Source organism: Fictibacillus sp. S7 (assembly GCF_004127935.1).
GTDB classification, from domain to species: domain Bacteria; phylum Bacillota; class Bacilli; order Bacillales; family Fictibacillaceae; genus Fictibacillus_C; species Fictibacillus_C enclensis.
In genome coordinates this window covers 47,356-61,009 of record NZ_QJKL01000001.1, presented here as the reverse complement: position 1 = coordinate 61,009, position 13,654 = coordinate 47,356, and the positions used below count along the sequence as shown (strand labels likewise).

At 45.0% G+C, this 13,654-nt stretch carries 14 protein-coding genes and 1 riboswitch; of the genes, 2 read left to right on the top strand and 12 right to left on the bottom strand.

The window, feature by feature from the left end; all coding sequences use genetic code 11:
* Positions 1-110: 110 nt before the first annotated feature.
* From DMO16_RS00290 to DMO16_RS00275, 4 genes are all read right to left on the bottom strand, one after another.
* Positions 111-335 carry a helix-turn-helix domain-containing protein gene (locus tag DMO16_RS00290; protein WP_007202417.1) on the bottom strand — a complete coding sequence of 75 codons (225 nt, stop codon included), beginning with the start codon at positions 333-335 and terminating at the stop codon, positions 111-113.
* A gap of 214 nt (positions 336-549) precedes the next feature.
* On the bottom strand, positions 550-1,311 hold the full coding sequence (sdhB, locus tag DMO16_RS00285) for a succinate dehydrogenase iron-sulfur subunit (protein ID WP_129474692.1): 762 nt from the start codon (positions 1,309-1,311) through the stop codon (positions 550-552).
* Positions 1,312-3,075 carry a succinate dehydrogenase flavoprotein subunit gene (gene sdhA / locus DMO16_RS00280; RefSeq protein WP_129474690.1) on the bottom strand — a complete coding sequence of 588 codons (1,764 nt, stop codon included), beginning with the start codon at positions 3,073-3,075 and terminating at the stop codon, positions 1,312-1,314.
* A 16-nt stretch (positions 3,076-3,091) separates the two neighbouring features.
* Positions 3,092-3,700: a succinate dehydrogenase cytochrome b558 subunit gene (locus tag DMO16_RS00275; RefSeq protein WP_061972564.1), complete on the bottom strand. Its 609-nt coding sequence runs from the start codon at positions 3,698-3,700 to the stop codon at positions 3,092-3,094.
* A gap of 288 nt (positions 3,701-3,988) precedes the next feature.
* Here DMO16_RS00275 and DMO16_RS00270 point away from each other — a divergent pair, with 288 nt between their 5' ends.
* Complete coding sequence (locus DMO16_RS00270; RefSeq protein ID WP_241840399.1) at positions 3,989-4,501, top strand: YslB family protein; 513 nt, start codon at positions 3,989-3,991, stop codon at positions 4,499-4,501.
* Positions 4,502-4,625: 124 nt separating this feature from the next.
* Positions 4,626-5,615 carry a biotin synthase BioB gene (bioB, locus tag DMO16_RS00265; RefSeq protein ID WP_129474686.1) on the top strand — a complete coding sequence of 330 codons (990 nt, stop codon included), beginning with the start codon at positions 4,626-4,628 and terminating at the stop codon, positions 5,613-5,615.
* Positions 5,616-5,652: 37 nt separating this feature from the next.
* Here the strand turns inward: bioB and DMO16_RS00260 are convergent, their stop codons facing one another.
* From DMO16_RS00260 to DMO16_RS00225, 8 genes are all read right to left on the bottom strand, one after another.
* Complete coding sequence (locus tag DMO16_RS00260) at positions 5,653-6,888, bottom strand: aspartate kinase (protein ID WP_061972562.1); 1,236 nt, start codon at positions 6,886-6,888, stop codon at positions 5,653-5,655.
* A gap of 189 nt (positions 6,889-7,077) precedes the next feature.
* A riboswitch (Lysine riboswitch) is annotated at positions 7,078-7,268 on the bottom strand.
* A 76-nt stretch (positions 7,269-7,344) separates the two neighbouring features.
* Positions 7,345-9,066: an excinuclease ABC subunit UvrC gene (gene uvrC / locus DMO16_RS00255; protein WP_241840644.1), complete on the bottom strand. Its 1,722-nt coding sequence runs from the start codon at positions 9,064-9,066 to the stop codon at positions 7,345-7,347.
* Between the two features lie 193 nt (positions 9,067-9,259).
* Entirely contained in the window at positions 9,260-9,571 is a 312-nt protein-coding gene (trxA, locus tag DMO16_RS00250; RefSeq protein ID WP_061972561.1) for a thioredoxin, read from the bottom strand.
* A gap of 106 nt (positions 9,572-9,677) precedes the next feature.
* Positions 9,678-10,277: a histidine phosphatase family protein gene (locus DMO16_RS00245; protein WP_164988824.1), complete on the bottom strand. Its 600-nt coding sequence runs from the start codon at positions 10,275-10,277 to the stop codon at positions 9,678-9,680.
* A 90-nt stretch (positions 10,278-10,367) separates the two neighbouring features.
* Positions 10,368-11,345, bottom strand: a complete 978-nt coding sequence (locus DMO16_RS00240) for an electron transfer flavoprotein subunit alpha/FixB family protein (protein ID WP_129474680.1) — start codon at positions 11,343-11,345, stop codon at positions 10,368-10,370.
* Positions 11,346-11,358: 13 nt separating this feature from the next.
* Positions 11,359-12,129 carry an electron transfer flavoprotein subunit beta/FixA family protein gene (locus tag DMO16_RS00235; RefSeq protein WP_129474678.1) on the bottom strand — a complete coding sequence of 257 codons (771 nt, stop codon included), beginning with the start codon at positions 12,127-12,129 and terminating at the stop codon, positions 11,359-11,361.
* Positions 12,130-12,150: 21 nt separating this feature from the next.
* Positions 12,151-12,921, bottom strand: a complete 771-nt coding sequence (locus DMO16_RS00230) for an enoyl-CoA hydratase (protein WP_129474676.1) — start codon at positions 12,919-12,921, stop codon at positions 12,151-12,153.
* A gap of 39 nt (positions 12,922-12,960) precedes the next feature.
* Positions 12,961-13,554, bottom strand: coding sequence for a TetR/AcrR family transcriptional regulator (locus tag DMO16_RS00225; RefSeq protein WP_061972556.1), 594 nt, complete (start codon positions 13,552-13,554; stop codon positions 12,961-12,963).
* Between the last annotated feature and the right edge of the window lie 100 nt (positions 13,555-13,654).

Sequence of the window (13,654 nt, the reverse complement as noted above, 5' to 3'; positions counted from 1 at the left end):
GAATTTCGCAATGCCTACATCATAGCCCAAAAAAGGTTGTTTAGCAATTATCAAAATCAGGTTACCATTTCGAAAAAGAAAAACGGCTTTCAGCGAAAGCCGTTTTCTGACTAAATTTCTAGTTCTCCAAGCCTCAATAATTCTACAACGGCTTGAGAGCGCCCTTTCACCCCAAGCTTTTGCATTGTGTTGGAAATGTGGTTGCGAACGGTCTTCTCGCTAATAAAAAGCTGTTCTGCGATTTCTTTGGTTGTCTTGTCTTGGACCAGTAATTCAAAAACTTCTCTTTCTCGTTTTGTAAGTAGAGGCTTCGGTCGGTAGTGTTTCTCTTTCAATGATTTCACCCCTCCTTGCTAGGGTATAAGAACTGCCAATGCACATTTGCAAATTGGAAGTATTTAGTCAACATATACTATGTCAGAAGCTTTTTAGGAGTGACTTGATTCATTGAAAAAGTCTAAGATTTCCTTCCTGACCTTTCCTTACTATGCGCCCGTTTATAAAAATAGACATAAAGAAAGCCCCTCCGATTGTGAAGGGGCTTTTCCATTATACTCGGTCGCTTCCAAAAAAGTTTTTGAACGCCTGGAATGTAGTGGCACGATTCAGAGCAGCAATCGAAGTTGTCAACGGGATACCCTTTGGACAAGACTGCACGCAGTTTTGAGAATTACCGCATGATGCAAGACCACCGTCTTCCATCAATGCATTCAAACGTTCTTCCTTGTTCATCTCTCCTGTTGGATGCGCATTGAACAATCGAACCTGAGACAAAGGCGCGGGACCGATGAAATCAGATTTGCTGTTTACGTTCGGGCATGCTTCCAGACACACACCGCATGTCATGCACTTAGAAAGCTCATATGCCCACTGGCGTTTTGTTTCCGGCATGCGGGGTCCAGGACCTAAATCATAAGTACCATCGATTGGAATCCAGGCTTTCACACGCTTCAGGGCATCGAACATACGGCTTCGGTCGACAGCAAGGTCACGTACGACCGGGAATGTTTTCATTGGGGCCAGACGAATCGGCTGTTCAAGCTTGTCAATGAGAGCCGTACACGCCTGACGCGGCTTCCCATTAATGACCATGGAGCATGCTCCACATACTTCTTCAAGGCAATTCATTTCCCACGTAACAGGAGTAGTCGCTTCCCCTTTTGCGTTCACAGGGCTTCTGCGGATCTCCATCAGCGCGGAAATGACATTCATATTCGCACGATATTCAAGCTCGAACTCTTCTTCGTACGGGGCCGTTTCAGGAGTGTCTTGTCTCGTGATGAGAAACTTAATGGTCTTATCACTCATGATTTATTTCGCCTCCGCTTTCTTTTTGGAATAGTCACGCTTACGCGGCTTGATGTATTGAATGTCCACTTCTTCATAAGAAAAATCTGGACCGTTAGTTGCAGGGTTAAAGGTTGCTTTTGTTGTCTTTAGCCATTCATCATCATTACGATCCGGGAAGTCCGGCTTATAGTGCGCACCGCGGCTTTCATCACGGTTTAAGGCACCAAGCGTAATGACTCTTCCAAGCTGAAGCATATGCCACAGCTGGCGTGTAAAGGATGCACCCTGGTTGCTCCACTTGGCTGTATCATTGATGTTGACCTTTTTGTATCGCTCCATCAATTCCTGGATTTTTTCATCCGTTTGCTGAAGCTTGTCATTATAGCGTACAACTGTAACGTTATCCGTCATCCATTCACCAAGTTCTTTGTGAAGAACATACGCATTTTCATTACCGTCCATGCTAATAATGTTATCGTATTTTTCTTGCTCTTTGCGAACCTGCTGCTCAAATACAGAAGCAGAAACGTCATCCGAGCTTTTTTCAAGACCGTTTACATATGCAGCAGCTGCAGGGCCCGTCTGCATTCCACCGAAAATGGCAGAAAGAAGTGAGTTGGCACCCAAACGGTTGGCTCCGTGGTATTGATACTCACATTCACCCGCAGCGAAAAGACCAGGGATGGTGGTCATCTGGTTAAAGTCAACCCACATGCCTCCCATGGAATAATGGACAGCAGGGAAGATTTTCATCGGAACTTTACGAGGGTCATCCCCCATGAATTTTTCATAGATTTCTATAATTCCGCCAAGCTTGATGTCCAGCTCTTTCGGATCTTTATGAGAAAGGTCAAGATAGACCATGTTTTCGCCGTTGATTCCCAATTTTTCATCTACACACACATGGAAAATTTCACGTGTAGCAATATCACGAGGAACAAGGTTTCCATATGCAGGATACTTTTCTTCAAGGAAGTACCAAGGTTTACCATCTTTATAGGTCCAAACGCGACCACCTTCACCACGGGCTGATTCACTCATAAGACGAAGCTTGTCATCCCCCGGGATTGCTGTTGGGTGAATTTGAATGAACTCACCATTTGCATAATCAACACCTTGCTGGTATAGAGAAGCTGCTGCTGCACCAGTATTGATAACAGAGTTCGTAGATTTACCAAAGATAATTCCAGGTCCTCCGGTCGCCATGATAACAGCGTCCGCAGCAAAGCTGTGAATCTCCATGGATTTTAAGTTTTGGGAAGTAATACCACGGCAAACTCCTTCATCATCGACGATCGCGGACAAGAATTCCCAACCTTCATATTTGGTAACCAGGCCGGCTACTTCATGGCGTCTTACTTGCTCGTCCAACGCATACAGAAGCTGCTGTCCGGTTGTTGCTCCGGCAAATGCGGTTCGGTGATGCTGTGTTCCCCCGAAACGGCGGAAATCAAGCAATCCTTCCGGTGTACGGTTAAACATTACACCCATGCGGTCCATAAGATGGATAATTCCTGGTGCCGCTTCGCACATCGCCTTTACAGGAGTTTGGTTGGCAAGAAAGTCTCCCCCATAAATCGTATCATCGAAATGGACGTACGGAGAATCCCCTTCCCCTTTTGTATTTACAGCCCCGTTAATTCCGCCCTGTGCACATACAGAGTGGGAACGTTTAACAGGAACCAGCGAAAACAAGTCAACCTTCATACCGGCTTCAGCTGCCTTGATGGTAGCCATCAGCCCGGCAAGGCCTCCACCAACAATAATAATATTTCCTTTACTCAAGATGGTTCACCCCTTCTTAAATGAATGCAAAAATAGTTCGGACACTCACGATCGCAAGCGCAACAAAAACGCCCATCGTCACGTAAGTAGAAATTCTCTGTGATCGAGGCGAAACCGTAAGACCCCAGCTGACAAAAAATGACCATAAACCGTTTGAAAAGTGAAATACGGCGGAAAGAACACCGATTAAGTAAAATGCCACCATGAATGGTGAGCTTAAAATGTCTGCCATCATCTGATAGTTTACTTCTGCTCCAAAGGCTGCTGCAATTCGAGTTTCCCAAACATGCCAGGAAACGTAGATTAGAGTAATAACTCCAGTTACACGCTGTAAAAGATACATCCAGTTACGGAAATACCCATAACGGCTTGTGTTGTTCTTTGCCGTAAAAGTAATATAAAGACCGTAAATTGCATGGAAATAGAGAGGAATAAAAATAACAACCGCTTCCAGAATATAACGGAATGGTAAGTTGCCCATAAAATCTGCTGCATTATCAAACGATGCTGCCCCTTTTGTTGCAAAGTAGTTTACAACGAGATGCTCTAGTAGAAATAGTCCTACCGGGATTACACCGAGTAATGAGTGTAGCCTTCTTGTGTTAAAACTTCGACTGCCTGCCATTCAATTTGCCCCTTTCTAAATTACCTCTGTCTTTTTTGAAACCACTGGTTTCTCTCCGTCCCTTTTTGAAAGCTATTCCTCAGCGCTTGAAGTAAAAAAGATGATCGTTCATGCGTTAACTTAATAACATGTTTCATTTTACTCCCATCGTTTGACACCGTCAAGAAAACGTTAACATAAAAATTTCAAAAAAGTCTTGATTTAAAAGGGTTTTTTCAACGTTATCGCTCGCGGAAAATTCGACAAATATGTGACTTTTTATAGAGTTCTCGTATTATTCAGGCTATAATGGAAAACGTAGAAAGCGGGGAGATCGAAATGGAACAACATGAGAACATCCAGCAAAGCGAGGAAAAGGCAACAAAAGAAACTCCACCTGCTGGAGGTGTTCCGGTTTTCGGCTATGAACTTTTGAAAAACATTCTGCTGCCGGAATTGCTTGGTAAAGAAGAACGCAACATCCTGTATTGGGCCGGACGCAGCCTGGCAAGGAAGTTTCCTTTAAGCTCAACGGAAGAACTGGTTCACTTTTTTGCAGAAGCCGGTTGGGGAAGCTTGATTATTGCCGAAATGAACAAGAATGAGATGATATTGGAACTGTCTTCTCCACTCATTGACAAACGCTTTGAACTACAGGAAAACCCCACCTTCGGCCTGGAAGCAGGGTTTATTGCAGAACAAGTACAAAATCAGCGAAAGTGCATCTCGGAAACCTATGAAACGGTAAAGCGTAAAAATAAAATTCAATTTACTGTACAATGGGACCGAAAAGACGAAACATCCACCGAAAAACTAGCTTAAGTCCACTCACTATGAAACCGGCATGCCGGTTTTTTTTATTTTTACTTCCTAATTGACAACTTTATGGCCCGTCCCTTAATGTTAACTTGTAAATTATTTAAGTTGACAATCAGGAGGGAATTCTATGGACTGGACCCAGCTTGGAAAAGATGTGATCAACGGAAAAGTGCTTACCCATCAAGAAGCCATGAGCATTCTGAAGTCTTCGGATGATGAACTGCTTCCCCTTCTTCAAGGCTCATTTATCGTGAGAAAGCATTACTTTGGAAAGAAGGTAAAATTGAATAAAATCATCAATACAAAATCCGGCATGTGCCCCGAAGACTGCGGATATTGCTCGCAATCTTCTGTTTCATCTGCATCAATTGAAAAATACACAATGATGGATAAAGAAACCATTGTCGCCGGGGCAGAGAAAGCCTATCAGCAAAATGTCAGAACGTATTGTATTGTCTCAAGCGGGCGCGGACCACTCCAGAGAGACTTGACAACCGTGATCGAAGCCGTAAAGGAAATCAAATCCTCGTATACTATGAAAATATGCGCCTGCCTGGGCATTGTCAGTGAAACTCAAGCACAGCAGCTTAAGGAAGCAGGCGTAGAACGATACAACCATAACATCAACACATCGGAAGACCACCACAGTGTCATCACGAACACCCATACATATGCAGACAGGGTCTCCACCCTAGACAAAATAAAAGAAGCCGGCCTTTCACCTTGTTCGGGAGTCATCATCGGCATGGGAGAAAGCAACAAGGATATTATATCTATGGCCAAGTCGCTCCGGGAGATCGATGCGGATTCGATTCCCGTCAATTTCCTTCATGCCATTCCGGGCACTCCTCTTGAAAACATGGACAATCTGAATCCACGTTTCTGCTTAAAGGTACTGGCTTTGTTCAGGTATATGAACCCTGCGAAGGAAATCAGAATATCCGGCGGCAGGGAAGTTAATCTTCGCAGCCTTCAGCCGCTGGGGCTTTACGCGGCGAACTCCATTTTTGTCGGGGATTATCTGACGACAGGCGGACAGGAAACTACTGCAGATCATCAAATCCTTGAGGACCTCGGGTTTGAGATCGACTTTTTGAACGATAAGGCAAACGTATAGAAAAATAAAACGTCCGGGCAAAATGGCCCGGACGTTATTATGCGTGTTGAACTGGTACTCTCGCGTCCAGTTCAAATACATCATGAAGTGTCTCAATAGCATTAATCATATCCTGCTGCCCAACTACAGTGGATACTTTGATCTCTGAGGTACTTACCATTTTGATCATAATATTCTGATCAGATAAAGCCTTAAACATTTGTGCCGCGACACCAGGATTGGAGATCATCCCTGAGCCGACAATAGAAACCTTCGCCAGTCCATCTTCGTGGAGAATTTGGCTGAAACCAAGCTGTCCTTTGTTCTGCTCCAAAAGCTGGACCGTCTCATCAAAAATGGCACTGTCAATGGAGAAGGAAATGTTGGTTTTTTCCTGCTTGTTTACACTTTGAATAATAATATCAACATTAATGTTATTGTCCGCGAGCAAAGAAAATACAGACGAAAGTGTATTCAATCCGTTCGGGAGATTCTCAATTGTGATTTTGGTAACATTGCCTTCAAAAGCCAGTCCTCTTACCACTAGATTGTTTTCCATTTCTGCTTCCTCCTCAACGATTGTTCCACGTTCCTCTTCCATACTTGAACGAACTTCAAGCTTTACTCCGTAATTCTTGGCAAATTCAACAGCTCTTGGATGCAGGACCCCTGCCCCCAAATTGGCCAGCTCAAGCATTTCATCATAAGAAATGGCAGCCAGTTTCCGCGCATGCTTCACAACCCTGGGATCGGTGGTAAACACACCGGTCACATCCGTATAAATTTCGCACTTGTCCGCACGAAGGGCTGCAGCTATAGCAACAGCTGTTGTGTCCGAGCCTCCCCGACCTAGAGTCGTAATCCTTTGCGACGCTGTCCACCCTTGAAATCCGGCAACGACTGCTATTTTCCCTTCATTTAAGAGCGTTTCGATTCTTTTCGTATCAATGTCCAATATTCTCGCATTGCCATGAAGGCTCTCCGTTTGGATACCCGCCTGCCATCCGGTGAGAGATTCCGCCGGGTGACCGGCCTCCTCAAGAGCCATGGCTAACAATGATATGGTAATTTGTTCACCTGTGGTGAGCAGCATGTCCATTTCCCGTTTGGATGGTTTGCTTGTGATTTCTCCTGCCAGCTTTACCAAATCGTCGGTTGTCTTGCCCATGGCAGAAACAACCGCAATCACCTGATTTCCTTCATTTGCTGCCTGAATAATCCGTCTGGCCGCATTCCTGATTTTTTCGGGAGTACCTACACTTGTCCCTCCGAATTTTTGAACGATTAACGCCACAATGGTCCATCCTTTCTCATCCGCAAAAAGTTGTTATGCTAAAAAGACACCCAGATATGGCCAGCCAAGTCCTGGCTTCCACTTTTTCAACAGACTGTAAAACTGTTTATGAATACAAAAAAGCAGCAATAAGGAAAAGACCTTATTGCTGCTTGAATAGGCAACAGTAAGCCAGCATGTTTTCCCCTCATGTGAGATAGTCCTCCACACATCCTCCGGGCAAGGAATGTGTGACAGCCCTGCATTTATTCAATGCAGGTCCAGCCTTAAGAAAAAGGAAGTTTCCTAAAGCTTCGGCAAAAATCCCCTTTCAGCCACCGTCATAAGAGCTCCTTCTCTTCCGGTTGCCTACTATTGGTTTTTGCTCCTCTACCATCACTTCAAAAACTGAAGTATGGCGCTCTATTAAAATTTGTATTTAGTGTAGCAAAGCAGATTTTAAAAATCAACCCTTTTTTATGATGGATCCTTTTGCAGCGCCTGCATGATTTCTTCTGCTACCCCCATGGGGATGCCTGCTGCCCGGAAATCCTCCATAGTCGCCTCTTTCATCTTTTTTATGGATCCAAATTTTCTCAGCAGCAGTTTTTTTCTTTTTTCACCGACACCCGGGATATTATCAAGGCTGGAACGAAACATGCCCTTATCCCTGACCTGACGGTGGAACGTGATGGCAAAACGGTGCACCTCATCTTGTATGCGCTGCAGAAGATAAAACTCCTGGCTGTTTCTCGGCATTTCCATAATTTCCGGAGGGTCTCCCATTAACAATTGAGACGTGCGGTGTTTTTCATCCTTCGCTAATCCGCCCACCGGGATAAAGAGATTTAATTCATTTTCAAGAACATCCTGCGCTGCGGCAATCTGGCCTTTTCCGCCATCAATGATTATCAGATCCGGAAGCTGTCCATTTTCCTTCAGAATCCGTGAATACCTTCTCCGCACGACCTCTTTCATGGAAGCATAATCATCAGGACCGGTTACCGTTTTAATCTTGTATTTCCGGTACTCTTTTTTGTTTGGTTTACCATCCTCGAAAACAATCATCGCCGACACCGGGCTGGTGCCGTGGATATTTGAATTATCAAATGCTTCTATCCGGTAAGGGGCCGGGATGTTCAGCTGCTTTCCAAGGCTTTCGACCGCTTTGATTGTCCGTTCTTCATCACGCTCGATAAGTGCAAACTTTTCTTTCAGCGCATTTTGGGCATTCTTCGTGGCAAGATCAACAAATTCTTTCTTTTGCCTTTGTTTTGGCTGCGACACCTTCACCTGAAGCAGCTCGTTCACCATATCCCCGTTTACCTCTTGAGGCAAAATAATTTCTTTGGGGAGGATATGGCTTTTTTGCAGGTAAAACTGACCGATAAACGTTAAGAAATCCTCGGAGGCTTCTCCATAGAACGGAAAAAGGGAAACGTCTCTCTCGATCAGTTTGCCCTGCCTGATGAAGAAAACCTGAACACACATCCACCCTTTGTCGTAATGATAGCCAAACACGTCTTTGTCGGCCATATCAGCGGTCATCATTTTCTGCTTCTGCATAACGGCATCGATATGCTGGATCTGGTCCCTGAGTTCCTTTGCGCGTTCAAAATTAAGCTCTTCTGATGCCGCAAGCATTTTTTTCGTTAATTCTTCCCTAACTTCGGGAAAACCGCCATTTAAAAACTTCACGATCTCATCGACCATCTTTTTATTCTGTTCCTTCGTAATATCATACACACAAGGCCCCAGACATTGTCCGATGTGGTAGTACAGGCACACTTTATTTGGCATATGATCGCATTTGCGCAGCGGATACAAACGGTCCAGCAGCTTCTTGGTCTCCTGGGCGGCATAGGCATTGACAAAGGGCCCGAAATACTTGCCCTTATCTTTTTTTACCTTTCTGGTATATAACAGCCTTGGCTGTTCCTCTCCGGTTATTTTCAGATAAGGATAGGTTTTATCATCTTTCAGCATGACATTAAACTTCGGATCGTATTTTTTGATCAGGTTCATTTCAAGAAGGAGAGCCTCAAACTCCGAGGAGGTAATGATGTATTCGAAATCCGCAATGTTCGCGACCAGACGCTGAGTTTTCCCATCATGCGAACCTGAAAAATAAGACCTTACCCGGTTCTTAAGGACCTTTGCTTTACCAACATAGATAACCTTTCCGAACTGGTCTTTCATGAGGTAGCATCCTGGCTGATCGGGAAGTACTGCCAACTTTTCTCTTATAATATCCAACGTGCCTCTCCCCCCTTTTTCTATGTAATATCATAGCATGATACCCTTAATTTTGCAGTTCATAAGAACAGACGCTCTCTATAATTAATGCCAAGAAAAAGGCCAGCCATATCATGGCCAGCCCTTTCTTCGTTTTTTATTTGTGTTTGTTTAACAGTTCGCCCAGTGCTTCTTTCGGCTGGAAGCCTACAACCTGGTCAACGACCTCACCATTTTTGAAAACGATAAGAGTTGGAATGCTCATTACTCCATATTTTCCGGCTACTTCCTGGTTTTCGTCAACATCAAGTTTTACTACTTTTAGATCTTCGTTCTCGCTGGCAAGCTCTTCTAGAACCGGCGCGATCATTTTACAAGGTCCGCACCATGGTGCCCAAAAGTCTGCTAGCACTAAGCCTTCACTTGTTTCTTGGCTGAACGTCTGATCAGTTGCATTTACAATTGCCATATTAAAATTGCCTCCTTAATTTCAGCATGTAAACAGAGTATATCATCAAACCTAATTTACATCTATTTGTTTGCTCATGCTTTATCGTACCCAAATTGTGACAGAATCAAACCCTGCCATTCATTGGTGAGGGAACCTTGAGGTGAGCGTTACAATTAAACAACAGGCACTCCCATTGCTGCTCCCTATAGTTCAGGATACTCACTGATGTATTAAAGAGTGAAGCTTCATACTCCGCAGCTTTCATCATATCCCTGATCAGTGTACCGATAAATGCCCCATGGCTGATGACCATTACTTTTTTTCCTTCATGGTTTTCAGTCAGCTCCTGAAGAAACTGGTATCCTCTCTTCAGGACCTCTTCCTTCTTTTCAATTCCATGTTCAAGGTCGTTCCATTGCTCTCCCCATCGCTTGATCCGACCGGCTTCATCCGTTCCTTCCAGGCGCCCGAAATTCATTTCGCGTATCCGCGAATCCGTGGCCAGAGGCGCATGAAGGACTTCTGCAATGATACGCCCTGTCTCATGGGCACGAGAGAGTGAACTGGTCACAATGAGATCCCAATGTTCTCCCTCAAACCGCCCGGCCAAAGCACCCGCCTGAGCCCGTCCATCCGCATTGAGCGGAATATCTATGATTCCCTGAATTCTTCCCGCGGCATTCCAATCGGTCTGGCCATGTCTTACAAATGCTAGTGTCGTCAAGTTGCCCACTCATTTCTTCAGATTTGGACCCATTGTAACATTTATGGGGCTGTAAAAACAAAAAGCCGGCAGAGACCGCCGGCCCTTTGCTTATGATTTCACCAGAACATTCTTGAATTCTTCGGTTAACAGGGGAACGACTTCAAACAAATCCCCAACAATGCCATAATCGGCAACAGAGAAGATGCTCGCTTCCGGATCCTTGTTAATTGCGACGATAACCTTAGAATTGGACATGCCGGCCAGATGCTGAATCGCACCTGAAATTCCGCAAGCGATATACAAATCCGGTGTTACCACCTTGCCTGTCTGACCAATCTGCAGGGAGTAATCGCAATAGTCTGCATCACACGCTCCGCGGGAAGCACCTACCGCTGCCCCCAGTACATCTGCCAATTCCTGCAACGGCTTAAAGCCATCCTGGGATTTTACACCGCGCCCTCCTGCCACGATAATTTTCGCTTCGGAAAGGTCAACGCCTGTGGAAGCTTTTCTGACCACATCTTTAACAACCGTGCGTAAATCCTTTACATCAACCGCTAAAGCAGAAACATCTCCCGAGCGGCTTTCATCGATTTCAAGCGGCGTGATATTGTTCGGTCGGATGGTGACGAATACAAGTCCGTCTGTGATCACTTTTTTCTCGAACGCTTTTCCAGAGTAGATCGGACGGGTAAATACCACATTTTCTCCGGCTTGCTCAAGCGACGTCACATCGGAAATCAATCCGGATTTCAGGCGGGCTGCAAGTCTTGGAGAAAGGTCTTTCCCCAGCGCTGTGTGCCCAAGTACCAATCCATCGGGTTTTTCCTGGTCAATCACTTGCAAAAGCGCTTGAACGTATCCATCTGTTGAATAGTTGGATAACAAGCTGTGTTCAGCAAGTACCACGCGGTCGGCTCCATAGTGGATCAATGCTTTACCTGCTTCATTTAATCCTTCACCGCATAGGACAGCGATGACTTCTCCGCCTGAAGAAATTTCCTTTGCTGCAGCTACAGCCTCAAAGGATACATTTCTTAATTCTCCGTCACGAACTTCTCCGAGTACCAGAACCTTTTTAGACATGTTGTATTCCTCCTTATATTACTTTTGCTTCTGAGCGTAGTAATGAAACAAGTTCTTTAACTTGGTCGTTAAGTTCACCGCTTAAGATTTTTCCTGCTTCTTTCTTAGGCGGCATGAATACTTCCACCGTCTTTGTTTTGGCTTCTACATCTTCCTCATCGATGTCCAGATCATCGATTTCCAGCGTTTCAAGCGGCTTTTTCTTGGCCTTCATAATTCCCGGCAAAGAAGGATAGCGAGGTTCATTCAATCCCTGCTGAGCGGTTACCAATAGTGGAAGCGACGTTTCGATCTTTTCCACATCGCCTTCCACGTCACGTTCAATGAAGACATCCGTGCCGTTTATTTCGATCTTTGTAATCGTGGTGACCTGCGGAATTCCAAGAAGTTCAGCCAAACGCGGGCCGACTTGACCTGAACCATTATCAATCGCCACGTTTCCACCAAGAATTAAATCATATTCCTTATCTTTGAAAAACTCAGCCAGCACGGCAGACGTGGTGTACTGATCTGTGCTGTCAAGTTCCTCAGTATCGATCAAAACAGCTTTATCGGCACCCATGGCAAGTGCTGTGCGCAATTCTTTTTCGGATTCTTCTGTTCCGACCGTTACAACCGTAACTTCACCGCCATGGGCATCACGGAGTGTAATCGCTTCTTCAATTGCGTACTCATCGTACGGATTGATGATGTACTCGGCACTGTCATGGGAAATTTCCCCGTTGGAAATGCTGATTTTCTCTTCGGTATCGAACGTGCGTTTTAAAATCACATATAAATTCATGCGAAACCCTCCAATGGAAAATTAGTTTTTAAAGTTTGGCTTTCGTTTTTCGATAAATGCCTGAATCCCCTCTTGGCCATCTTCGGAGACAAACACTTTTCCGAAATACTGAGATTCCTTTTTGGCTCCTTCTGCGTATTGTCCTTTTGAAGCATACTGCAAAAGTTCGAGGGTATAACGGATGGAGAGAGAACTCTTGGCCGCTGCCTTTCCCGCAAGACTGTAAGCCTTTTCAAAAAGGTCTTCATCTCGATAAGCTGCTGTCGCCAATCCACACGCCACCGCTTCCTCTCCGGTTATCGGTTCCGAGGTGACGAGCATTTCAGCCGCTTTCGCCGCTCCTACATATTTCGGGAGCCTTTGTGTTCCTGCAAAACCGGGAATCAACCCAAGCTGCAACTCTGGCAAACCAAGCTTTGCTTCTTTTGAAACCAGACGGATATGGCATGCCATTGCAAGCTCCAGGCCACCACCAAGTGCGGCACCGTGTATGGCAGCTATAATCAGTTTCGGGTAATTCTCCATCCGGTCAAAAAGCTGCTGGCCAAACGCTCCAAGTTCCGCAAAATCGGCTTCATTCTGAATCGTTGTAAATTCCTTGATATCCGCCCCTGCAGAAAAAAATCTGCCCTCTCCTTTAATCACGATCACTTTTGCTTCACCATCATGCTCAAGTTCATCAAACACCTTGGACAATTCGCGGATCAGCTGGGTCGACAAGGCGTTCGCCGGGGGCCGGTTGAGCTGTATGGTGGCGATGCGATTCTCTTTATGAACCTGTAAGAACTCCATTCTCTCACACTCCTTATTTATCTGGTTGATGCAGGGGCGTCAGCTCCCTGCATTATTGCTTAATCCATTAACAAGCATTCGGTGTACTGGAAGAGCCAGGGAAGGCAGATCGTAACGGTGGTCGTTCATCACCCAGTTCGTCGCCGTTTCATCTATCGTCCCAAAAATCATCTGCCGTGCGAGCCGTGTATCCATTGTTCTGTCAAACACGTTTTCCTCCATCCCCTCTTTCAGGATGAGATCAATCAGTGACAGATACCGCTTTAAAACCTCACCAATTTTGGCACGAAGCGCCCGGTTGGTCTGGCGAAGCTCGAGTTGGGTGACAATGGACAGTTGATGATCCTCATTCAACAGATTGAAATGCATCTCGATCAGTGTTAACAGCTTTTCAACGGCCGACGATTTTCCTTTCAGCTCATTCCCCGTTTTTTCGATAAAGGTTCCCATTTTTTCGTTAAAAACAGAAACGAGCAGATCTTCTTTATTTTTAAAATAAAGATAGATCGTCCCATCTGCTACAGATGCCTGTTTTGCAATCTTGGACACTTGGGACTGATGATATCCATGAATTGCAATGACATTCACCGCGGCATCAATAATTTGGTCATACTTTGGGCCTTTACGTTTCACGATAATCTCCTCACTTCAAAACGAGCTGCTCTAAACTGAATGATTGTTCATTCATAAATTAATTGTAAAACAAGTCGTTTTTTTCTGTCAATTCTATTAT

Bases quoted from the DNA above. Each gene is read 5' to 3' on its own strand.
- DMO16_RS00275 (WP_061972564.1), bottom strand. From the start codon at position 3,700: ATGGCAGGCAGTCGAAGTTTTAACACAAGAAGGCTACACTCATTACTC.
- DMO16_RS00270 (WP_241840399.1), top strand. From the start codon at position 3,989: ATGGAAAACGTAGAAAGCGGGGAGATCGAAATGGAACAACATGAGAAC.
- bioB (WP_129474686.1), top strand. From the start codon at position 4,626: ATGGACTGGACCCAGCTTGGAAAAGATGTGATCAACGGAAAAGTGCTT.
- uvrC (WP_241840644.1), bottom strand. From the start codon at position 9,066: ATGAAAGACCAGTTCGGAAAGGTTATCTATGTTGGTAAAGCAAAGGTC.
- trxA (WP_061972561.1), bottom strand. From the start codon at position 9,571: ATGGCAATTGTAAATGCAACTGATCAGACGTTCAGCCAAGAAACAAGT.
- DMO16_RS00240 (WP_129474680.1), bottom strand. From the start codon at position 11,345: ATGTCTAAAAAGGTTCTGGTACTCGGAGAAGTTCGTGACGGAGAATTA.
- DMO16_RS00235 (WP_129474678.1), bottom strand. From the start codon at position 12,129: ATGAATTTATATGTGATTTTAAAACGCACGTTCGATACCGAAGAGAAA.
- DMO16_RS00230 (WP_129474676.1), bottom strand. From the start codon at position 12,921: ATGGAGTTCTTACAGGTTCATAAAGAGAATCGCATCGCCACCATACAG.